Here is a 19,060-nt window from a genome sequence, read left to right as displayed (position 1 = left end):
GCCGGGGGAGACCCCGGCCTTTTCTGTTGCAGGAGTCATTCGGTAGTGCCGGCCGCTGGCCGGCAATCGTGTGGTACCCGAGGAGCCGGCCAGCGGCCGGCACTACCTATTCCGCGGTGGCCGTATCACCCTGCAGCCGCAGCGTAGCCATCACGCCCAGGCGCAGGCCGGGCAGGTCGCCGTCGGCTGGCAGCAGGATCGGCTGCTGGCGGATGCCGCCGAAGTGCTTGACCTGGAACAGCACATCCAGGCCATGGCCACTACTGCCACCGCCACTGGCCGCAGGCGCCTCGGCGCGGCCGCCGGGATTGCGCCGGGCCGGCTGGAAGCCGGGCGTGCTGCGCACCAGTTCCACCGTGTTGGCGGAGAAATCGCCGGCGATCAGGCTAGGCATGCCCTCGGCGGTGGCGCCGATCCAGGTCATCAGGTCGCTGGTCTGATGCTGGCGGGCGGTGGCCTCGTCCGGGTCCGGGCGCAGCCGTGCCACATAGATGTTGACCAGTGCCTCGCCCAGCTTCAGCCGCATCATGCCGGCGGCGCTGAAGGTGCCGGGTGGGTGCAGCAGGGTCACGCCATCCTCGCTGACCGGCAGCCGGGTCAGCATCGCGTTGCCATGCCGCAACGGCTGGCTGGGCGGATCGGCGGTAACGAAGTCGCAGCTGTAGCGCAGCCGGCTGGCCAGCCAGCAGGCTGGATTGCGGCCCTGCTGCTGCAGCACCTGCTGCACCGAGATCACGTCCGGCTGCAGCTCGGTCAGCAGTTGCGCGACCTGCTCGCGGCGCTGCTTCCAATGCGCATCATCACGGCTGGGCAGTTCCAGCGCGGCCACGGTGAGTTGCCGGGGCTCGTTGTCACTGGCAGTGGCGGCCGTTGCCTGCGGCCGCGCCTGTGCCTGCAACGCCATCAGCAGCACCAGGCAACTGAGCAGGAGACGGGCGGGGGCGAGGGGGCGCATAACGATAAGTTTACGCTTTTGTCGTGCAGGTGCCGTGACTTCCGGCACGGAGTGTCGCTGCCTGCCATGGATTGGCACCGTTGTCATGCAGCCCTGCAGCGTGCTTCGCAAGCCCCGGTTCCGGTAATCTTGCGCCTTTCGCTTTGCAGGAATGCCTTACAGGATGAGCCACGACGCAGTCGCCCCCATCGCCGGCCAGGGAAAGATGCCGCGCCAGATTCCGTACATCATCGGCAATGAGGCCTGCGAACGGTTCAGTTTCTACGGGATGCGCAACATCCTGGTGCAGTTCCTGATCACCTCGCTGCTGCTGCAGGAAATCACGGCGGAAGGCCGTGCCGGTGAAGCCAAGGACATCATGCACAGCTTCATGATCGGCGTGTATTTCTTCCCGCTGCTCGGTGGCTGGCTGGCCGACAGGTTCTTCGGCAAGTACCACACCATTCTCTGGTTCAGCCTGGTCTACTGCGCCGGCCACCTGTGCCTGGCGCTGTTCGAGAACAGCCGCGAAGGCTTCTTCCTCGGCCTGGGCCTGATCGCGCTCGGCGCCGGTGGCATCAAGCCGCTGGTGGCCTCGTTCATGGGTGACCAGTTCGACCAGAGCAACAAGCACCTGGCCAAGGTCGTCTTCGATGCCTTCTACTGGATCATCAATTTCGGCTCGCTGTTCGCCTCGCTGCTGATCCCGCTGGTGCTGAAGAACTGGGGCCCGCAGTGGGCGTTCGGCATCCCGGGCATCCTGATGTTCATCGCCACCTTCGTGTTCTGGCTGGGCCGCAAGCGCTACGTGCTGGTGCCACTGCCGCCGAAGGATCCGCATTCGTTCGCCAACGTGGTACGCACCGCGCTGACCGCGCGCGTGGCCGGCCAGGGCCGTCCGGGCCTGGTGATCGCCGTGCTCGGCCTGGTGCTGGCAGTGGCCTCGTTCGGCCTGGTTGGCTCGTTGGGCATTGTCATCTGCCTGTGCCTGGCGCTGGTATCGATCCTGGCCGGTATCGGCGGTGGCACTTGGCTGCAGCTCGATCGCGCCCGTGGCCAGCATCCGGCCGAAGCCGTCGAAGGCGTGCGCTCGGTGCTGCGGGTGCTGGTGATCTTCGCGTTGACCACGCCGTTCTTCTCGCTGTTCGACCAGAAGGCCTCGACCTGGGTCCTGCAGGGCCAGCAGATGCAGATGCCGAGCTGGTTCACCGCCTCGCAGATGCAGGCACTGAACCCGCTGCTGGTGATGATCCTGATTCCGTTCAACAACCTGGTGCTGTACCCGGCCCTGCGCCGCTTCGGCTTCGAGCCGACCGCGCTGCGCCGCATGACCGCCGGCATCGCCTTCAGCGGCCTGGCCTGGATCGTGGTCGGCGGCATCCAGGTGGTGATGGACGGCGGCAACGCCATGTCGATCTTCTGGCAGATGCTGCCGTATGCGCTGCTGACCTTCGGTGAGGTGCTGGTCTCGGCCACCGGCCTGGAGTTCGCCTACAGCCAGGCGCCGCAGGCGATGAAGGGCGTGGTGATGAGCTTCTGGAACCTGACCACCACCATCGGCAACCTGTGGGTGCTGCTGTCCAACGCGGCGGTGCGCAACGATGCGGTGACCCACAAGATCGCCAGTACGGGCCTGAGTGAAGCGGCGTTCCTGATGTTCTTCTTCGCCAGTTTCGCCTTCGTCGCGGCGTTGGCCTTCGGTTGGTATGCGAAACGCTATCGTATGGTCGACAACTACCGTAGCGCCTGAGCCTGACATGACCCCCGTCAATCTGCTGTTGATCGCCATCACCGCCATCCTGTCGTGGATGGCGTTCAACAACCGCAAGCTGGCCGATCGCCTGATCCTGTGGCCGCCAGCCGTCGACCGTCACCGCCAGTACGACCGGCTGGTGACCTATGGCTTCATCCACGCCGACTGGTCGCACCTGATCTTCAACATGATCACCCTGTTCTTCTTCGGGGGATTCATCGAGAGCGTGATGGTGCAGCTGACCGGCAGCTACCTGACCTACCCGGCGTTCTACATCGGTGCGCTGCTGGTCTCGATCCTGCCCAGCTACCTGAAGAACCAGAAGAACCCGAACTACCTCAGCCTGGGTGCGTCCGGTGCGGTGTCGGCGGTGCTGTTCGCCTTCATCCTGATCAAGCCGTGGTCGATCATCCTGGTGTTCTTCATCCCGGCGCCGGCCATCGTCTACGCCGCGTTCTACGTCGGCTACAGCATCTGGATGGACAAGCGCGGCGGTGACCGCATCAACCACAGCGCGCACCTGGCAGGCGCGGCGTTCGGCGTGATCTTCATGCTGGCCATGCAGCCGAGCATCTTCACTCACTTCCTGCGCGAACTTTCCAACCCGACCTTCCGCCTCGGCGGCGGTTGATGACGGGAGCGGGGCGGATCGGCAGCGATCCGCCCCCGCTGTTTCAGAGCGTGGGCTGCTGACCGTAGGTATCCAGCAGGCGGGCGAACACTTCTTCGCCGATGCGCTGGAAATCCTGGTCCTGGGTCTGCCCCTCCACGGCCAGTTGCAGCAGGCCCTCCAGCAGGGCGCGGTCGGTATCTGAATGGGAATCGCTGGGGTGCATCGGAGCCTCCGCGGTGGTGCGCATGATCAACGGTCGCAAGGGCCGTGCCAGCCTGGCCGTACCCCTCCACAGGCGATAGCGGCCGCCAGCGCTCCAGCTTGAGGGTCGCAAACTGACGTGAATGGAACGGACTTGCCCCTGTTCAGGCTTCACGCGATCATGGCGCCCGGCTGCGCACCATCCACGCAGTCGCCGCAGGAGACAGTTCCATGGCTTCGGTCACGCCCCCCGGTCTGGCCTACGAGGTCGAACACGACCTGGCCAACCATCGCTTCACCGCCCGTGTGCGCGGACAGCTGGCGGTGCTGGACTACCAGATCAAACGCAGGCGCATGGTCATCACGCATACCGAGGTGCCCGAGCCGATTGCCGGCCGAGGCATCGCCGGTGAGCTGACCCGTGTGGCGCTGCGTTTTGCCCGTGAGCAGAAGTACAAGGTGGTGCCGGCGTGTTCCTACGCCGAGGCCTTCCTGCAGCGACATGAGGAGTACCACGACCTGCTCGTTGGCTGAATGCCAGCGGGCCACGCTTCAGCCATGGCAGGCGATGATGTACAAACATGAACAGGGGATCCCGATGAAGATTGGAAACAACCGGCCACTGCACGGCAGCGTGCTGGCCGGCGTGGTGGGCGTGCTGTTGCTCGCCGGTTGCCAGCGTGAAAGCGAGCCGGCACCGGCGACCGACGCGGCGCCCGCCGCCGAAGCCACCGCCGCAGGTGAAACGCCGGCCACGGAAGCGCCGCTGGATCTGCGCGACGTGATCGAGAACAACGAACGCGAAGTGGTGGGTATCAGCTACCCGGCCGGCATCGACCGCTACCCGGGCCTGGCCCGCGCGCTGCAGAGCTATGCGACGAGTGCGCGCAGTGACCTGCAACAGGCGCTGGACGGGCTGGGCAATGACAAGCCGACCATGCCGTACGAGCTGTCGCTGAGCTTCGAGAAGCTGCTGGAAACCCCGCAGCTGGTGGTGGTCAGTGCCGATGGCAGCCGCTACACCGGTGGCGCCCATGGCGAACCGCTGGTGGCCCGATTCGTGTGGCTGCCGCAGCATCAGCAGATGCTCAGCGCCGAAAAGCTGGTGGCCGATGCCAAGGGCTGGAAGGCGATCAGCGATTTCGTCGCCGACCAGCTGCGTGAACGCGTGGCCACCCGCCTCAGCGGTGAGGACATGGATCCGGCCCAGCTGCAGGAATCGCTGCGCAACGCATCGCGCATGATTGCCGACGGCACCGGCCCGCAGGCCGACAATTTCAGCCAGTTCCAGCCGCTGACCGACGACAAGGGGCAGATCACCGCGCTGCGCTTTGTTTTCCCGCCGTACCAGGTGGGTCCATACTCGGACGGCACCCAGACCGCCGATGTACCGGCGGCGGTGCTGTTGCCGCACGTGGCCAAGGACTACGTGGAGCTGTTCGCACGCGGTTGACCGCAGTTGAGGAGGTGGCGTGGATACAGGGTTGCAGGAGCGGGTCGCCGGCCTGCTGCAGGAAGCCGGGGTCCGCATCGGCGGTACCCAGCCACAGGATATCCAGGTGCATGACCCGCGCTTCTTCGCGCGGGTCATGGCGCACGGCTCGCTTGGCCTCGGCGAGAGCTACATGGACGGTTGGTGGGATGCCAACGTCCTGGATGAATTCCTTGTCCACCTGATGCAGGCGCACCTGGACGAACGGGTGCACGGTTGGCGCGAAGTGGCCGATGCACTGAAGGCGCGCCTGTTCAACCTGCAGGTGGGACAGGGCAGCTACGAGGTGGGCCGCCGCCACTACGACCTCGGCAATGATCTCTACCAGGCCATGCTGGGCCAGCGCCTGGTCTATAGCTGTGGCTACTGGCGCAATGCCGGCGATCTCGACGCCGCGCAGGAAGCCAAGCTTGACCTGGTCTGCCGCAAGCTGGGCCTGCGCCCGGGGCAGCGTGTGCTGGACATCGGCTGTGGCTGGGGCGAAGCCCTGAAGTTTGCCGCCGAGCGCTACGGTGTCAGTGGCGTCGGCGTGACCATTTCGCAGGAGCAGGCCGAGTTCGCGCGCGAACTGTGCGCCGGCCTGCCGATCGAGATCCGCCTGCAGGACTACCGCGAACTGCACGAGCCGTTCGATGCGATCTTCTCGATCGGCATGTTCGAGCACGTCGGCGACAAGAACTACGCCAGCTTCTTCGAGGTGGCCAGGCGTTGCCTGTCACCGCGCGGCCTGCTGCTGCTGCACAGCATCGGCACCAACATCTCGCGGCATCGTACGGACCCGTGGATCGCGCGCTACATCTTTCCCAACTCGATGCTGCCATCGGCGGTGCAGATCACCAAGGCGTTCGAGGGCCGCTTCGTGCTGGAGGACTGGCACAACTTCGGCACCGATTACGACCTGACCCTGCAGGCCTGGCGGCGCAACGTGGAAGCGGCGTGGCCGCGGCTGGATGCGCGCTACGACGAGCACTTCCGGCGCATGTGGCGCTTCTACCTGGCCGGGTCGATGGCCACCTTCCGTTGCCGGCACGCGCAGCTGTGGCAGCTGGTGCTGTCGCCGGAAGGCGTGCCAGGTGGGTACGTGGCGCCACGCTGAAGCCAGCACGGGGCGGAGACCCCGGGGTCAGATCCCTTTTCGCAGAAAGGGCTCTGACCCCAACCACAACAAAAAAACCGCCCGGTCTCCCGGGCGGTTTTCGTTTCAGGCGACTGCGCTGGCGATCAGTTGCCGGCGCCGGTCAGGCCACGCTTTTCCAGCAGCGGTTCGATCTGCGGCTCGTGGCCGGCGAAATCGCGGAACAGCTGCATGGCATCCACGCTGCCGCCCTTGGACAGCAGGGTGGCGCGGAAGTGGTCGCCGTTCTTGCGGCTCAGGCCGCCGTTGTCCTTGAACCACTTCTGGGTGTTGGCGTCGAGCACTTCCGACCAGATGTAGGCGTAGTAGCCGGCCGAGTAGCCGCCCATGATGTGGCTGAAGTACGGGGTCTTGTAGCGCGGCGGAACCGGCGCGTAGTAGATGCCGTCCTTCTCCAGCGCGGCGCGCTCGAAGGCCATCACGTCCTTGGCGGCCGGCACCTGGTCGGCGCCGATCTGGTGCCAGCGCTGGTCCAGCATGGCCGCACCCAGGTACTCGGTGGTGGCGAAGCCCTGGTTGAACTTGGCAGCGGCCAGCACCTTGTCCAGCAGTGCCTGCGGCATCGCCGAACCATTCTGGTAGTGCTTGGCGTAGTTCTTCAGGATGACCGGGTTGTCGGCCCACATCTCGTTGACCTGCGAGGGGAACTCGACGAAGTCACGCGGCACCGAGGTGCCCGAGAAGTACGGGTACTTCACGTTGGAGAACATGCCGTGCAGGGCGTGGCCGAACTCGTGGAACGTGGTGTTCACCTCGTCCCAGGTCAGCAGGGTCGGCTGGCCGGCCGGCGGCTTCGGAATGTTCAGGTGATTGGCGACCACCGGCTTGAAGCCGGTCAGCTTGGACTGCGAGACGTAGGAGTTCATCCACGCGCCACCGCGCTTGGAGGCGCGTGCATACGGGTCGAAGATGAAGATCGCCAGCTGGCTGCCGTCGGCGTCGAACACGTCGTAGACGGTGACGTCATCGTGGTAGACCGGCAGGTCGGTGCGCTGCTTGAAGGTCAGGCCGAATTCCTGGCCCGCGGCGTAGAACACGCCGTTCTCCAGCACGTTCTTCATTTCGAAGTACGGCTTCAGCTGCGACTCGTCGAAGTTGTACTTGGCCTGGCGCACCTTCTCGCTGTAGAAGGCCCAGTCCCACGGTTCCAGCTTGAACGTCGGCTTGCCAGCGGCCTTCTGTTCCTGGTCGATCATCGCCTGCAGGTCGGCGGCTTCACGCTTGGCGTTGGCCACCGCGGCCGGGGCCAGCTTGCCCAGCATCGCGTTGACCGCTTCGGGGGTCTTGGCGGTCTGGTTGGTCAGGTTGTAGGCGGCGAAGTTCGGGAAGCCCATCAGCTTGGCCTTGTCGGCGCGCAGCTGCATGATGCGCGAGACCAGAGCGGTGTTGTCGAACTCACCGCCGCGGCTGCCGCGGCTCACCGACGCTTCGTAGATCTTCTGGCGCAGGGCGCGGTTGGCCAGGTTGGTCAGCGGCGGCTGGCCGGTGGTGTTGAGCAGGGTGATCACGTACTTGCCGTCCTGGCCGCGGGCCTTGGCGGCTTCGGCGGCGGCGGCGATCTGCTCCTTGGACAGGCCGTCCAGTTGCTTGACGTCGTCGACGGTGATCGCCGAAGCGTTCACCTCCGACTGCACGTTCTGGCTGAACTTGGTACCCAGGTTGGCCAGCTCGGCGTTCATCTCCTTCAGCGTGGCCTTGTCGGCGTCGGACAGCTTGGCGCCTGCGCGCACGTAGTTGTCGTAGTACTTCTCGACCAGGCGCACGCCTTCGGCGTCCAGGCCCAGCTGGCTGCGGGTGTCGTACAGCGCCTGGATGCGGGCGAACAGCTTGCCGTTCAGCGCGATCGCATCGCTGTGCGCGGCGAACTTCGCCGAGTAATCAGCCTGCAGCTTCTTGCGGGTGTCGTTGGTGTCGGCGCCGACCAGGCTGAAGAACACGGTGGTCGCACGGTCGAGGATGTCACCGCTCTTTTCCAGGGCGATGATGGTGTTGTCGAAGGTCGGCTTGGCCTTGTTGTTGGCGATCGCCTCCACTTCCTTCAGCTGCTGCGCCATGCCGGCGTCGAAGGCCGGGGCGAAGTCGCTGTCCTTGATCTTGTCGAATTGCGGGAAGTGCAGCGGCAGCGGGCTTTCGGCGAAGAACGGATTGGCCTGCTGGGCATGGGTGCTGGCAGCCGGGGTGGCGGCGCCGGCCGAGAAGGCGGGCAGGGCAAGGCCGAGGGACATGGCCACGGCAAGGGCAAGTCGAGTGGTCAAGGTAGAAGCTCCGGTAAGGCAAACAAGGGCCCGAGGGTAACCCGGCCGGTGGCGCCCGCACTTGTGTCAAAAGGCATGTTGCCGGGGCCGGGCGCGGGTACCATGCAGTCACCGCCCACGGCCCGCCATCATGACCACCGCCTACGATTTCAGCTTCCGCGACCTCGACGGCCAGCCACAGGCGCTGGCCCGGTACCAGGGCCATCCGTTGCTGCTGGTGAACGTCGCCAGCCGTTGTGGCTTCACCCCTCAATACACCGGGCTGGAGCAGCTGTGGCAGGAGTACCGCGAACGCGGCCTGGTGGTGATCGGCTTCCCGTGCAACCAGTTCGGCGCGCAGGAGCCGGGTGATGCCGCGCAGATCCGCCAGTTCTGTTCGCTGGACTACCCGGTCAGCTTCCCGCTGTCGGAGAAGATCGAGGTCAACGGCGACGGGGCTGATCCGTTGTGGGCATGGCTGTCACGCGAGAAGCGCGGCCTGCTGGGTAGCGCCCGCATCAAGTGGAATTTCAGCAAGTTCCTGGTCGACCGCCAGGGGCAGGTGGTGTCGCGTCACGCGCCCACCACCAGGCCGGAGCAGCTGCGCGGCGAGATCGAAGCGCTGCTGTGAGACGAACCCGAAAAGGGGACGGAGGGGATTAAGTCGTTTGTGCACAAACGACTTAATCCCCTCCGTCCCCTTTTTGCTTATTTCTCGACGAACGCGCGCTCGAACACGTAGTGGCCCGGCTGGCCGATGCGCGGCGAGACCTGGAAACCACGGGCATCGAGCACGCTGCGCAGGTCGGCCAGCATCTGCGGGCTGCCGCAGATCATCGCGCGGTCGTTCTCCGGGCTCAGCTCCGGCAGGCCGAGGGTGCGCTGCATCTCGCCGCTTTCCATCAGCTGGGTCAGGCGGCCCTGGTTGGCGAACGGCTCGCGGGTGACGGCCGGGTAGTACAGCAGCTTGTCGCCGATCATCTCGCCGAGGAATTCATGCTCACGCAGTTCCTTCTCGAAGTAATCGCGGTAGGCCAGGTCCTTCTCGTAGCGCACGCCGTGGCAGAGGATCACCTTCTCGAAGCGCTCGTAGGTTTCCGGGTCCTTGATGACCGACAGCCACGGCGCCATGCCGGTGCCGGTGCCCAGCAGGTACAGGTTCTTGCCGGGGTGCAGATCGCTGATCAGCAGGGTGCCGGTGGGCTTCTTGCCGACCAGCACCTTGTCACCAGGCTTGATGTGCTGCAGGCGCGAGGTCAGCGGGCCGTCCTGCACCTTGATGCTGAAGAACTCCAGGTGCTCTTCCCAGTTGGCGCTGGCGATGGAATACGCGCGCAGCAGCGGCCGCGCCTCGGTTTCCAGGCCGATCATCACGAACTGGCCGTTCTCGAAGCGGAAACCGCTGTCGCGGGTGAGGGTGAAGCTGAAGTAGGCATCGGTCCAATGACGGACCTCAAGCACCGTTTCGGCGCCAAAAGCGGAGGACATGGGCGTATCTATCGGAAGTCGTCGGGGTGATTCTATCTCAAATGAGACAGGTTCTCATTAGGCGGAACGAGAGGCGTTCTCAGCGGTAGCCGGCCGCCTGCAGCTCGAACAGCTCGGCATAGCGGCCGCCTTGGACCATCAGCTCTTCATGGGTGCCGCTGGCCTCGATCCGGCCATCGGCCAGCACCAGGATGCGATCGGCCATGCGTACCGAGGAGAAACGGTGGGAAATCAGCACTGCGGTGCGATTATCCGCCAGTTCCCTGAACCGCTGGAACACCTCGAACTCACTTCGCGCATCCAGCGCTGCCGTTGGCTCATCCAGGATCATCACCTGCGCATTGCGCATCCATGCGCGGGCGATGGCGATCTTCTGCCATTGGCCGCCGGACAGGTCCACGCCCTGCTTGAAGCGGCGGCCGATCAGCTGGTTGTAACCGCCAGGCAGGTCGTCGATCACTTCCTCGGCCATTCCGCGCCGTGCGGCGTCGGCGATACGCGCCTGGTCGTCCATCGCCTCGACCTGGCCGACGCCGATGTTCTCGCCGGCGCTGAGGTTGTAGCGCACGAAGTCCTGGAAGATCACCCCGAGATTGGCGCGCAGGTCGTCCAGGTCGTAGTCGCGCAGGTCGCGCCCATCGAGCAGGATGCGGCCCTCGTCCGGTTCGTACAGCCGCGCCAGCAGCTTCACCAGTGTGGTCTTGCCAGCGCCGTTCTCACCGACCAGCGCCAGTACTTCGCCAGCCCGCAGCTGGAAATCAAGGTGGCGCACCGCCCATTGCTCGGCATCCGGGTAGCGGAAGCCGACGTTCTCGAACACGAAGCCCTGCCGGATCGGCTGCGGCACGCGCACCGCACCTTCACGCGAGTGGATTTCCGGCTGGATCTGGAAGAACGAGAACAGGTCATCCAGGTACAGCGCCTGGCTGGCCACCTGCGAGAACCCGATCAACAGGCCCTCCAGCAGCTGGCGCAGGCGCAGGAAGCTGCCGGCGAGGAAGGTCAGGTCGCCGATCGAGAAGTCGCCGCGCACCGTGCGCCAGGCGATGTAGGCGTAGGCGGTGTAGTAGCCCAGCGTGCCCAGCGCGGCCAGCAGCGTGCCCCAGAACGCGCGGCGCCGGGCCAAGGCGCGGTTGGCCTGGAACAGCGCCACCGACAGGCGCCGGTAGCGCTCCACCAGGAAGCGGTGCAGGTTGTAGATCTTCACTTCCTTGGCCGTTTCCACGCTGGCACCGAGCTGGCGCAGGTAGTCGAGCTGGCGGCGCTCGGGTGTCCACTGGAAGTTGAGGCTGTAGCCGGCCGCGTTGAAGTGCGATTCGCCGATGAAGGCCGGCACCAGGGCCAGCGCCAGCAGCAGGATCAGCCACGGCGCGTAGACCAGCAGGCCGACGGCGAGGCTGGCCACGGTGATCGCGTCCTGCACCTGGCCGAACAGCTGGCTCATCAGGTTCATCCGGCCCATGGTCTGGCGTCGCGCACGGTCCAGCTTGTCCTGCAGGTCCGGGTCCTCGAAGTCCTCCAGATCCAGCGTTGCCGCGTGTTCCATCAACCGGATGCTGGTGACGTTGGCGAACAGTTCCGAGAGCAGGGCATCGGCGTAGCTGACCAGCCGGCCGAGCAGATCCGAGGCGATGGCCAGGCCGAATTCCAGCGCCAGCAGGCCCAGCAGCGGATTCAGTATGCCGCTGGACAGTGCTTCGCCCAGCGGCGGGAAGCCAGCGTCGTGCTGGCTCAGGTGCAGCGCGCTGTCGATGATCAGCTTGCCGACGTAGAGCATCGCCACCGGCAGCAGCGCACGGATCAGGCGCAGGCCAAGGCTGGCCAAGGTGAGCGCGGGGCTGGTCTTCCAGACCATGCGCAGGAACGGTGGCAGGTTGCGCATCGCCCTGAAGCGCTGGCGCAGGCTGGGTTTCTTCGCGGCGGCAGCGCCAGCGGTGGGGGTAGCAGGCATGTGCGTATTGTGCGCGCCCTGCGCGTGGCGGAGGCATGAACGGGGCGCATGCCTGCCATGCGCCGGCAGGGCAGCGCGTCGGCGCCGCCTGCGCGCTCAGTCCAGCGCAGCCAGCAGCGCAGGATGGTGAGCGAACCAGAAGCGCAGGGCCCCGCTGTCGATGCCGTAGGCGCCTTTCCAGAAATCGACGGGATAGCTCCAGTCCGAAGAGCGCGACGTGCGCGGTGCCAGACCGACCCGGGTGAAGCGTTGCGCCAGGCCGGGATGCTCGGGGGTCTGCAGCAGCCCGGCATGGCCCAGGGCATCCAGCAGGTGACGCGCCTGCTCGACGGACAGTTTCAGGCCCGGCAGCGCGCGCACGCGTTTGACGATGGTCGACGGGGTGTCCTTGGCGTCGCTCTCGTGGTGCAGCAGCCGCAGCAGTGCCACCAGTGTGCTCATGTCGCCGGGCGCCCGTCTGGGCGTCAGATTGTGTTGTTCCAACAGGAAGGTGATGGCGTTTACGCTTCCGCCGAGCACGACCCCGATGTTGTGGCGGACGCGCGCCCAGGTGGTCGGGTCGAATCTGCCTTCGCGGACCTGGCCGCAGACCGCACAGGCGAGGCTGGGGTGTGGCTGCTCCTGATGCCTTGGGAAGTGCACCATGAACGCATACGCCGACAGCCCGGCGCGCAGGTCGCTGCGGTTCTCCTGTACGCCGAGGATGAAGTTGTCTGCCACATGCTGGCGGTCGGCGCGGGCATAGGCGGCGAACATCCGCACCTGGAGGGCCTCATGGCCCGGATGTTCGACGGGCCACAACAGTCCATGCCGTTCAAGCGTCGACAGGAGTTCGGGCGGCGCGGTGTCCCGCTCCCGGTACTGGGTCAGCGCCTTCAGCGCCTCCTTGCTGGGCGTGTCGGGGGCTTCGTCGGCCATGACGTTCGGATGCTTCCTGCGGGGCAGGCACAGTGCCCGGCGGTCCAGGCACTGTCAACGAAGCGCTCAGGGCAGCGGCGGCAGCAGCCCGGCGCCCAGCCGGTTCCAGGCATTGATCACCGCGATGCCCATGCTCAGGTCGCTGATGCCCTTCTCATCGAAGTGCGGTGCCAGTGCATCGAACGCCGCCTGTGACGGTGCACCGTCGGTCAGCCGGGTCAGCGCTTCGGCCCAGCCCAGCGCCGCACGCTCGCGGGCATCGAAGAAACGGCTTTCGTGCCACGCGGGCAGCGTATCCAGCTTGCGCGGCTCGATGCCGCCCTTGCGCAGCGCCGTGCCGTGCATGTCCATGCAGTAGCCGCAGCCGTTGAGCTGGGACACCCGCAGGAACAGCAGTTCCATCAGGGTCGGATCGATCGAGCTGTCATGCACCGCCTGGCTGGTGGCCAGCAGGCCCTTGAAGGCTTCGGCGGCCAAGCGGGTGTAAGGGACGCGGGGAGAGGCGTGGTCGGACATTTTCGGCTCCACGGCGGCCACGATGGCCGCCTTTCATTACAAGGACGCCGTGCCGTCACCGCGCGTGACAACGTCCGGCAACTTTTCCGGATTCAACACGCTGTACACGTTGGCGATGCGGCCATCGACCACCTCGATGGTGGTGACCGAGTGCAGGCGATCGCCCTGGAAGCGCAGGATCGCAGGCTCGCCGTTGACGTAGCCCAACTGCGCCGGATGCGCCGCGCCACGGCGGGCGATGGCCCAGAACAGGCGGCCGATGCGCTCGGCGCCCAGCAGGGGCCGCACCGCCGCGGTAACCACGCCACCGCCGTCGGAAACCAGTACCGCGTTGGCGTGCAGCAGGGCCTGGATCGCTTCGCTGTCGCCACGCTGGGAAGCGTCCATGAAGCGCGCCAGCAGCTGCCGGTGCTGGCTGGCGTCGGCGTTGAAGCGCGGCCGCCCGGCCTGCAGGCGCTGCCGGGCACGATGCACCAGCTGCCGGCAGTTGGCCTCGCTGTGGCCGATCAGGTCGGCGATCTCACGGTAATCGTGGTCGAAGGCTTCCTTCAGCAGGAAGGCGGCGCGTTCCTCGGGGCCGAGCTGTTCAAGCAGGGTCAGGAAAGCCACCGAGACATCGTCGGCAAACGCATGCAGCTGGGCGGGGCCGGGCGCTGGGTCGGGCTCCAGGGCGACCGCCAGTGGCTCGGCCAGCCACGGGCCGACGTAATGCACGCGCTCGCGCTTGGCTGCGCGCAGCCGGTCCAGGCCGAGCCGGGTGGTGGTGGTGACCAGCCAGGCTTCGGGGTCGCGGACGGCCGCCGGGTCGGCGCCGGACCAGCGCAACCAGGCATCCTGGACCACGTCTTCGGCGTCCGCGCGACTGCCGAGCAGGCGGTAGGCCAGCGCCATCAGGCGCGGACGGTGGGTCTGGAAAGCGGTTTCAGCGTTCATGTGGGCAAGGACGCCGCAGTGGCGCGTGGCGTGACAGAGGGTGTGCGTGGATAGTGCAGGCCAGCGGCCGGCACTACCACCCTGCGGCCGGGGGAGGGGGTAAAATGGGGGGATTACCCCCGCCAGCCTCCAGCAAGCGAGCAAGTCGTGACATCGATCAAGCAGGAAGACCTCATCCAGTCCATCGCCGACGCGCTGCAGTACATCTCGTACTACCACCCGGTCGACTACATCAAGAACCTTGCCGCCGCCTACGAGCGCGAGGAGTCGCCGGCCGCGAAGGAAGCGATGGCGCAGATCCTGATCAATTCGCGCATGTGCGCCGAAGGCCACCGTCCGATCTGCCAGGACACCGGCATCGTCACCGTGTTCCTGGAAATCGGCATGGACGTGCGTTGGGACGACGCCACCATGGGGGTGGAAGACATGGCCAATGAAGGCGTGCGCCGCGCCTACATGCACCCGGACAACAAGCTGCGCGCTTCGGTGCTGGCTGATCCGGCCGGCAAGCGCATCAACACCAAGGACAACACCCCGGGCGTGGTCAACGTCAAGGTGGTGCCGGGCAACACCGTCGATGTCATCGTCGCCGCCAAGGGTGGTGGTTCGGAAGCCAAGACCAAGTTCGCCATGCTCAACCCGTCCGATTCCATCGTCGACTGGGTGCTGAAGACCGTGCCGACCATGGGCGCCGGCTGGTGCCCGCCGGGCATGCTCGGCATCGGCATCGGCGGCACCGCCGAGAAGGCGATGCTGCTGGCCAAGGAAGCGCTGATGGAGCCGATCGACATCACCGAGCTGCAGGCCCGTGGTGCGTCCAACCGCATTGAAGAGCTGCGCCTGGAGCTGTACGAGAAGGTCAACGCGCTGGGTATTGGCGCGCAGGGCCTGGGTGGCCTGACCACCGTGCTCGACATCAAGATCAACGACTACCCGACCCACGCGGCCAACCTGCCGGTGGCGATGATCCCGAACTGCGCGGCCACCCGCCATGCGCACTTCACCCTGGATGGCAGCGGCCCGGTGATGCTGGACCCGCCGTCGCTGGAGGACTGGCCGAAGCTGACCTACGATTCGTCCAAGGGCACCCGCGTGGACCTGGACACGATCACGCCGGAAGATGTGGCCAGCTGGAAGCCGGGCCAGACCCTGCTGCTGAACGGCAAGCTGCTGACCGGCCGCGACGCCGCGCACAAGCGCATGGTCGACATGCTCAACAAGGGCGAGGAACTGCCGGTCGATCTGAAGGGCCGCTTCATCTACTACGTCGGCCCGGTCGATCCGGTGCGCGACGAAGTGGTGGGTCCGGCTGGTCCGACCACGGCGACCCGCATGGACAAGTTCACCCGTCAGGTGCTGGAGCAGACCGGTCTGCTGGGCATGGTCGGCAAGGCCGAGCGCGGTCCGGCGGCGATCGAAGCGATCCGTGACAACAAGTCGGCCTACCTGATGGCCGTTGGTGGTTCGGCCTACCTGGTGTCCAAGGCGATCAAGGCGGCGAAGGTGGTTGGTTTCGCCGACCTCGGCATGGAAGCGATCTACGAATTCACCGTGCAGGACATGCCGGTGACCGTGGCGGTCGACTCCACTGGTGAATCGGTGCACAAGACCGGTCCGCGCGAATGGCAGGCCCGCATCGGCAAGATTCCGGTGGTGGTGGAGTAATCCCTCCCGTTCCGGTCCAGACAACGGCGCCCGTGTGGCGCCGTTGTTGCATGCAGCCTGCCCGTGGATGGTGTGCTCTGCTAACGTGCGCTGTCTGACGTATTGGAAGGGAGTCCATCGTGCTGCAGTGGTCGCGTGTTTTCGTGTTGCTGGTCGCTGCGCTGGCATGCAGTGCCTGCGGGCCACGTTATTTCGTCGAACCGCCAACCCACGAAGCGGGGAGGATCTGCGCGTCGGTCTGCGAGAGCCAGAAGGCGACGTGCGACTTCCACAACCGCGCCCGCGCGGAATCGGATCAGCGCAGCTGCGAAAGCGAGAAGAGCCGGATCATCAGCCGTTGCAGTGGTATCGCCGACGACAAGCAGCGGCACAACTGTGAAGGGGGCAACGGCGCCGGCACCTACTGCGGTTCCCCGGCGCTTCCTTCATGCAGTGCTCCGTACGCCCAGTGCCTGCTCTCCTGCGGCGGCACCGTGAATGAAGTCCGCACCGACACCGGCATTCCCGTGTACTGATTCGGGGGCGCGCGTCGCTGACTGCACGAGTAACCGTAGTCTGCTAAGGTCGGAACACCCCTGCACTGGATGTGCCCATGCGCCTGCATCGATCCGTCGCGGCTGTGTTCCTGCTGGTCCTGGCCGGCTGCAGCACAACGTCATCCTATGAAGGTGCGGATTTCTCCGCCTCCTCGCAGTGCCGCATGCAGTGCCAGGCCGACTATCGCAGCTGCATGGCGCGGGGCAGTATCGGCAGCAACGACTTCAGCTGCGAACAACAGATGGTGCCGGCGCCGGACAAGCGCTGCAAGGACATTGCCAACCCCGAGCTGCGCCGTTCCTGTGAACTGAAGACGCACGACTGCGCGATACGCACGCCGATCATGTCCTGTAGCGAAGGCCGCGATACCTGCATGAGCCGCTGCGGCTGAGCAACGATTGCGCGCGTGGGCGCATAATCGGCTGATCCACCTGCACAGGATCTTCCGCATGAGCACCACGCTGTATGGTTCAACCAGTACCGCCGCGCTGGTGGTGCACTGGCTGCTGATCGAGCTGGGCATCGAGCACGAACTGGTGCTGCTGGATTTCGACGCGCGCGAGCACAAGTCGGCGGAGTACCTGGCGCTGAATCCGGCCGGTGTGGTGCCGACGCTGCTGATCGATGGCTTGGTACTGACCGAAGCGGCGGCGATCGCACTGTATCTGGCTGACCGCCATCCGGAGGCCAACCTGCTGCCCGCACTGGGCACGCCGCAGCGCGCCGATGCCTACCGCTGGATGTTCTGGTGTGCCAATACGCTGCAGCCGGCCTATCGTGCCTGGTTCTATCCGCATGAAATGGCGGGCGAGGCAAATATCGAAGCGAGCCGCGAGATGGCCCGTCAGCGCCTTGAGGCGGCCTGGCAGCAGGTCGCCACGCACCTGCAGGCGCATGGCCCCTACCTGCTGGGCACCACGCCCTGCGTGGTCGACTACATGCTGGTGATGCTGATGCGCTGGTCGCGCAACATGCCGAAGCCCAGCGACACCTGGCCTGTGCTCAAGGCACATGCCACGTCGATGAAGGCGCGCCCGGCGTTCGCCGAGGTATACCGCCGCGAAGGCATCACCGACTGGCGGTAACCAGAAAAGGGGACGGAGGGGATTAAGTCGTTTGTGCACAAGCGACTTGATCCCCTCCGTCCCCTTTTCCGTTACAGGATCTCCAGCACCGTTTCCGGTGGACGGCACAGCCGGGTGCCCTTGGGCGTGCGCACCACGGGGCGGTTGATCAGGCGCGGGTGTGCGGCCATCGCGGCGAGCAGCGTGGCATCGTCGGCCTCTTCCAGTCCCAGTTCGGTGAACTGTGCTTCCTTGCTGCGCACCAGATCACGTGCGCTCAATCCGGATTCGGCCAGCACCTGGCGCAGTGTGGCCAAATCGGGTGGATTGCCGAGGTACTCGATCACCTCCGGCTCGAAGCCGGCATCGCGGATCAGCTTCAGTGCGCCGCGCGAATTGCTGCAGGCCGGGTTGTGCCAGATCGTCACGTCCATCAGAACCACTCCAGCAGGGACACACCCACGCCCACGTAGGTGGCCTTGTGGTTGTAGTCGATCAGGCTCTCGCCGTAGCCGTCGAAGATCTGCACGTGGCCGCGCAGCAGGTTGCTGATCGGGAAGCCGTAATCCAGCTGCAGGGCACCATGTGAGCGGCTGCCGGTGCGCAGCGAATGGCGTGCCATCAACGAGACTTCGTGGCCGTTGCGGTTCCAGGTCAGGGTCGCATCACCGCGGCCCATGTAGTCCTCGATATCCGGATTGTTGTCGTCGCTGCGGGTTTCCGGGATGCGGTACCACGGGCGCAGTACCAGCGCCCAGTTCTCGCGGTCCAGGCCGATGTTGAGCATGACCCGGTTCCAGCTGCGCGACAGCGGATCGGCGCGGCCGTTGGACTGGTGGTTCAGCGCGATGCCGGTCATGCGGCCGCGCCAGCCACCGATCGAGTAGCCGTTGCGGAACACCATCATCACTTCCGGCTCGTAATTGGTTTCGCGGAACGGGCGCGAATCCTCGCCGTTGTAGGCCTGCCAGCGCGAGCTCTGGGTATAGCCGGCCCAGATGTCGCCGTTGTCGCCGAACAGGTTCTCGGCGATCTTGGTCTTGAAGCTGATCTGGAACTTCAGTTCGGCGCTGTCCAGCACCTGCGGCGTGGTGACCGTGTTGGCCGGATTCGGCGAATGCGGCGTGGTGTTGCGGTCGCTGGTCCAGAACGCCGGCAGCAGGTACACCGGCTTGTAGGCACGCAGTTGGAATGGGCCGAGCTTGGAGTCCTCGGCCAGTTCCCAGCGGCTGTCCAACAGCGAACCGCGGCCGGCATTGGCCAGCGCGCTGTCCGGCGCAGCGGGGCGGAACAGGTCGCTGACCCGCTCGCGCAGTTTCTCTTCGCCCTGGCTCACGCGTGCGGTCTGGCGTTCTTCGCGACGGGCCTGCGCGGCCGCCTCGGCAGCGGCATCCGCGGCGGCCGTGGCCTGCGGCGTATGCGCGAACAGGCGGTCATAGCAGGCCAGGCGCGCCGCGTCAGTGGTGATGGCGGCACACGCAGCGGGCGAGGTATCGGTGCTGGGCACGAATTCCTGCGCGGCCAATGGGGCACTGGCCAGGGCCAGCGCCAGCGGCGCAAGGCGGGGAAGCAGCGGGGGGAGGGTCATTCCAGCAGGCCCTTCGGTGAATACGGGAATCGCACAGT

The 19,060-nt window shown here is 65.9% G+C and carries 20 protein-coding genes; 10 read left to right on the top strand and 10 right to left on the bottom strand.

Annotated elements, in window-relative coordinates; genetic code table 11:
• Window positions 1–106 precede the first annotated feature (106 nt).
• Window positions 107–955 (bottom strand): endonuclease/exonuclease/phosphatase family protein, encoded by an 849-nt coding sequence (locus tag MG068_RS13860; protein WP_071229750.1) that lies wholly within the window; start codon window positions 953–955, stop codon window positions 107–109.
• Between the two features lie 163 nt (window positions 956–1,118).
• Between MG068_RS13860 and MG068_RS13855 the strand changes: the two genes are divergently transcribed.
• Window positions 1,119–2,684, top strand: coding sequence for a POT-type proton-dependent oligopeptide transporter (locus MG068_RS13855; RefSeq protein ID WP_132810487.1), 1,566 nt, complete (start codon window positions 1,119–1,121; stop codon window positions 2,682–2,684).
• A 7-nt stretch (window positions 2,685–2,691) separates the two neighbouring features.
• Window positions 2,692–3,318: a rhomboid family intramembrane serine protease gene (locus tag MG068_RS13850; RefSeq protein WP_032129656.1), complete on the top strand. Its 627-nt coding sequence runs from the start codon at window positions 2,692–2,694 to the stop codon at window positions 3,316–3,318.
• 43 nt (window positions 3,319–3,361) lie between these two features.
• Here the strand turns inward: MG068_RS13850 and MG068_RS21095 are convergent, their stop codons facing one another.
• Window positions 3,362–3,523 carry a hypothetical protein gene (locus tag MG068_RS21095; protein ID WP_165929939.1) on the bottom strand — a complete coding sequence of 54 codons (162 nt, stop codon included), beginning with the start codon at window positions 3,521–3,523 and terminating at the stop codon, window positions 3,362–3,364.
• A gap of 209 nt (window positions 3,524–3,732) precedes the next feature.
• Here MG068_RS21095 and MG068_RS13845 point away from each other — a divergent pair, with 209 nt between their 5' ends.
• Genes MG068_RS13845 through cfa form a run of 3 tightly spaced genes read left to right on the top strand, consistent with a single transcriptional unit; the run spans window position 3,733 to window position 6,089 of the window.
• On the top strand, window positions 3,733–4,035 hold the full coding sequence (locus tag MG068_RS13845; protein ID WP_006455911.1) for a GNAT family N-acetyltransferase: 303 nt from the start codon (window positions 3,733–3,735) through the stop codon (window positions 4,033–4,035).
• Window positions 4,036–4,072: 37 nt separating this feature from the next.
• Window positions 4,073–4,954, top strand: a complete 882-nt coding sequence (locus tag MG068_RS13840) for a DUF3298 and DUF4163 domain-containing protein (protein ID WP_071229774.1) — start codon at window positions 4,073–4,075, stop codon at window positions 4,952–4,954.
• Between the two features lie 19 nt (window positions 4,955–4,973).
• Window positions 4,974–6,089 (top strand): cyclopropane fatty acyl phospholipid synthase, encoded by a 1,116-nt coding sequence (cfa, locus tag MG068_RS13835; RefSeq protein WP_049421515.1) that lies wholly within the window; start codon window positions 4,974–4,976, stop codon window positions 6,087–6,089.
• Between the two features lie 125 nt (window positions 6,090–6,214).
• Here the strand turns inward: cfa and MG068_RS13830 are convergent, their stop codons facing one another.
• Window positions 6,215–8,383, bottom strand: coding sequence for a M3 family metallopeptidase (locus tag MG068_RS13830; protein ID WP_132810486.1), 2,169 nt, complete (start codon window positions 8,381–8,383; stop codon window positions 6,215–6,217).
• Between the two features lie 130 nt (window positions 8,384–8,513).
• On the opposite strand from MG068_RS13830, the gene MG068_RS13825 reads away from it, so the two are divergent.
• Window positions 8,514–8,993, top strand: coding sequence for a glutathione peroxidase (locus tag MG068_RS13825; protein ID WP_132810485.1), 480 nt, complete (start codon window positions 8,514–8,516; stop codon window positions 8,991–8,993).
• A 77-nt stretch (window positions 8,994–9,070) separates the two neighbouring features.
• Here the strand turns inward: MG068_RS13825 and MG068_RS13820 are convergent, their stop codons facing one another.
• The 5 genes from MG068_RS13820 to MG068_RS13800 form a co-directional block, all read right to left on the bottom strand.
• Window positions 9,071–9,850 (bottom strand): ferredoxin--NADP reductase, encoded by a 780-nt coding sequence (locus MG068_RS13820; protein WP_046984352.1) that lies wholly within the window; start codon window positions 9,848–9,850, stop codon window positions 9,071–9,073.
• A gap of 79 nt (window positions 9,851–9,929) precedes the next feature.
• Window positions 9,930–11,801: an ABC transporter ATP-binding protein gene (locus MG068_RS13815; protein ID WP_132810484.1), complete on the bottom strand. Its 1,872-nt coding sequence runs from the start codon at window positions 11,799–11,801 to the stop codon at window positions 9,930–9,932.
• A gap of 96 nt (window positions 11,802–11,897) precedes the next feature.
• Entirely contained in the window at window positions 11,898–12,719 is an 822-nt protein-coding gene (locus MG068_RS13810) for a hypothetical protein (RefSeq protein WP_132810483.1), read from the bottom strand.
• A gap of 66 nt (window positions 12,720–12,785) precedes the next feature.
• Window positions 12,786–13,235: a carboxymuconolactone decarboxylase family protein gene (locus tag MG068_RS13805; RefSeq protein WP_049460578.1), complete on the bottom strand. Its 450-nt coding sequence runs from the start codon at window positions 13,233–13,235 to the stop codon at window positions 12,786–12,788.
• Window positions 13,236–13,271: 36 nt separating this feature from the next.
• The gene (locus tag MG068_RS13800) at window positions 13,272–14,168 is read right to left on the bottom strand and encodes an RNA polymerase sigma-70 factor (protein WP_132810482.1); all 897 of its coding nucleotides are present in this window, start codon (window positions 14,166–14,168) and stop codon (window positions 13,272–13,274) included.
• 147 nt (window positions 14,169–14,315) lie between these two features.
• Here MG068_RS13800 and MG068_RS13795 point away from each other — a divergent pair, with 147 nt between their 5' ends.
• From MG068_RS13795 to MG068_RS13780, 4 genes are all read left to right on the top strand, one after another.
• Entirely contained in the window at window positions 14,316–15,833 is a 1,518-nt protein-coding gene (locus MG068_RS13795) for a fumarate hydratase (RefSeq protein ID WP_006377486.1), read from the top strand.
• A 119-nt stretch (window positions 15,834–15,952) separates the two neighbouring features.
• The gene (locus MG068_RS13790; RefSeq protein ID WP_049421524.1) at window positions 15,953–16,348 is read left to right on the top strand and encodes a hypothetical protein; all 396 of its coding nucleotides are present in this window, start codon (window positions 15,953–15,955) and stop codon (window positions 16,346–16,348) included.
• A gap of 77 nt (window positions 16,349–16,425) precedes the next feature.
• Window positions 16,426–16,761: a hypothetical protein gene (locus MG068_RS13785; protein ID WP_132810481.1), complete on the top strand. Its 336-nt coding sequence runs from the start codon at window positions 16,426–16,428 to the stop codon at window positions 16,759–16,761.
• A gap of 58 nt (window positions 16,762–16,819) precedes the next feature.
• The gene (locus MG068_RS13780) at window positions 16,820–17,455 is read left to right on the top strand and encodes a glutathione S-transferase family protein (RefSeq protein ID WP_049398760.1); all 636 of its coding nucleotides are present in this window, start codon (window positions 16,820–16,822) and stop codon (window positions 17,453–17,455) included.
• Between the two features lie 71 nt (window positions 17,456–17,526).
• On the opposite strand, the gene arsC is transcribed toward MG068_RS13780, so the two are convergent.
• Both arsC and MG068_RS13770 read right to left on the bottom strand, forming a co-directional pair.
• Complete coding sequence (gene arsC / locus MG068_RS13775) at window positions 17,527–17,868, bottom strand: arsenate reductase (glutaredoxin) (RefSeq protein ID WP_132810480.1); 342 nt, start codon at window positions 17,866–17,868, stop codon at window positions 17,527–17,529.
• Entirely contained in the window at window positions 17,868–19,022 is a 1,155-nt protein-coding gene (locus MG068_RS13770; RefSeq protein ID WP_019337376.1) for a phospholipase A, read from the bottom strand. Before MG068_RS13770 ends, arsC begins: the two co-directional genes overlap by 1 nt.
• Between the last annotated feature and the right edge of the window lie 38 nt (window positions 19,023–19,060).

Source organism: Stenotrophomonas sp. ASS1, assembly GCF_004346925.1.
Taxonomy (GTDB): domain Bacteria; phylum Pseudomonadota; class Gammaproteobacteria; order Xanthomonadales; family Xanthomonadaceae; genus Stenotrophomonas; species Stenotrophomonas maltophilia_A.
This window is presented reverse-complemented; position numbering and strand designations above follow the sequence as displayed.

Excerpts from the sequence above, each read along its gene's own strand:
- MG068_RS13860 (WP_071229750.1), bottom strand. The coding sequence starts at position 955 with ATGCGCCCCCTCGCCCCCGCCCGTCTCCTGCTCAGTTGCCTGGTGCTG.
- MG068_RS13855 (WP_132810487.1), top strand. The coding sequence starts at position 1,119 with ATGAGCCACGACGCAGTCGCCCCCATCGCCGGCCAGGGAAAGATGCCG.
- MG068_RS13850 (WP_032129656.1), top strand. The coding sequence starts at position 2,692 with ATGACCCCCGTCAATCTGCTGTTGATCGCCATCACCGCCATCCTGTCG.
- MG068_RS21095 (WP_165929939.1), bottom strand. The coding sequence starts at position 3,523 with ATGCACCCCAGCGATTCCCATTCAGATACCGACCGCGCCCTGCTGGAG.
- MG068_RS13845 (WP_006455911.1), top strand. The coding sequence starts at position 3,733 with ATGGCTTCGGTCACGCCCCCCGGTCTGGCCTACGAGGTCGAACACGAC.
- MG068_RS13840 (WP_071229774.1), top strand. The coding sequence starts at position 4,073 with ATGTACAAACATGAACAGGGGATCCCGATGAAGATTGGAAACAACCGG.
- MG068_RS13825 (WP_132810485.1), top strand. The coding sequence starts at position 8,514 with ATGACCACCGCCTACGATTTCAGCTTCCGCGACCTCGACGGCCAGCCA.
- MG068_RS13820 (WP_046984352.1), bottom strand. The coding sequence starts at position 9,850 with ATGTCCTCCGCTTTTGGCGCCGAAACGGTGCTTGAGGTCCGTCATTGG.
- MG068_RS13815 (WP_132810484.1), bottom strand. The coding sequence starts at position 11,801 with ATGCCTGCTACCCCCACCGCTGGCGCTGCCGCCGCGAAGAAACCCAGC.
- MG068_RS13810 (WP_132810483.1), bottom strand. The coding sequence starts at position 12,719 with ATGGCCGACGAAGCCCCCGACACGCCCAGCAAGGAGGCGCTGAAGGCG.
- MG068_RS13805 (WP_049460578.1), bottom strand. The coding sequence starts at position 13,235 with ATGTCCGACCACGCCTCTCCCCGCGTCCCTTACACCCGCTTGGCCGCC.
- MG068_RS13800 (WP_132810482.1), bottom strand. The coding sequence starts at position 14,168 with ATGAACGCTGAAACCGCTTTCCAGACCCACCGTCCGCGCCTGATGGCG.
- MG068_RS13785 (WP_132810481.1), top strand. The coding sequence starts at position 16,426 with ATGCGCCTGCATCGATCCGTCGCGGCTGTGTTCCTGCTGGTCCTGGCC.
- MG068_RS13780 (WP_049398760.1), top strand. The coding sequence starts at position 16,820 with ATGAGCACCACGCTGTATGGTTCAACCAGTACCGCCGCGCTGGTGGTG.
- arsC (WP_132810480.1), bottom strand. The coding sequence starts at position 17,868 with ATGGACGTGACGATCTGGCACAACCCGGCCTGCAGCAATTCGCGCGGC.
- MG068_RS13770 (WP_019337376.1), bottom strand. The coding sequence starts at position 19,022 with ATGACCCTCCCCCCGCTGCTTCCCCGCCTTGCGCCGCTGGCGCTGGCC.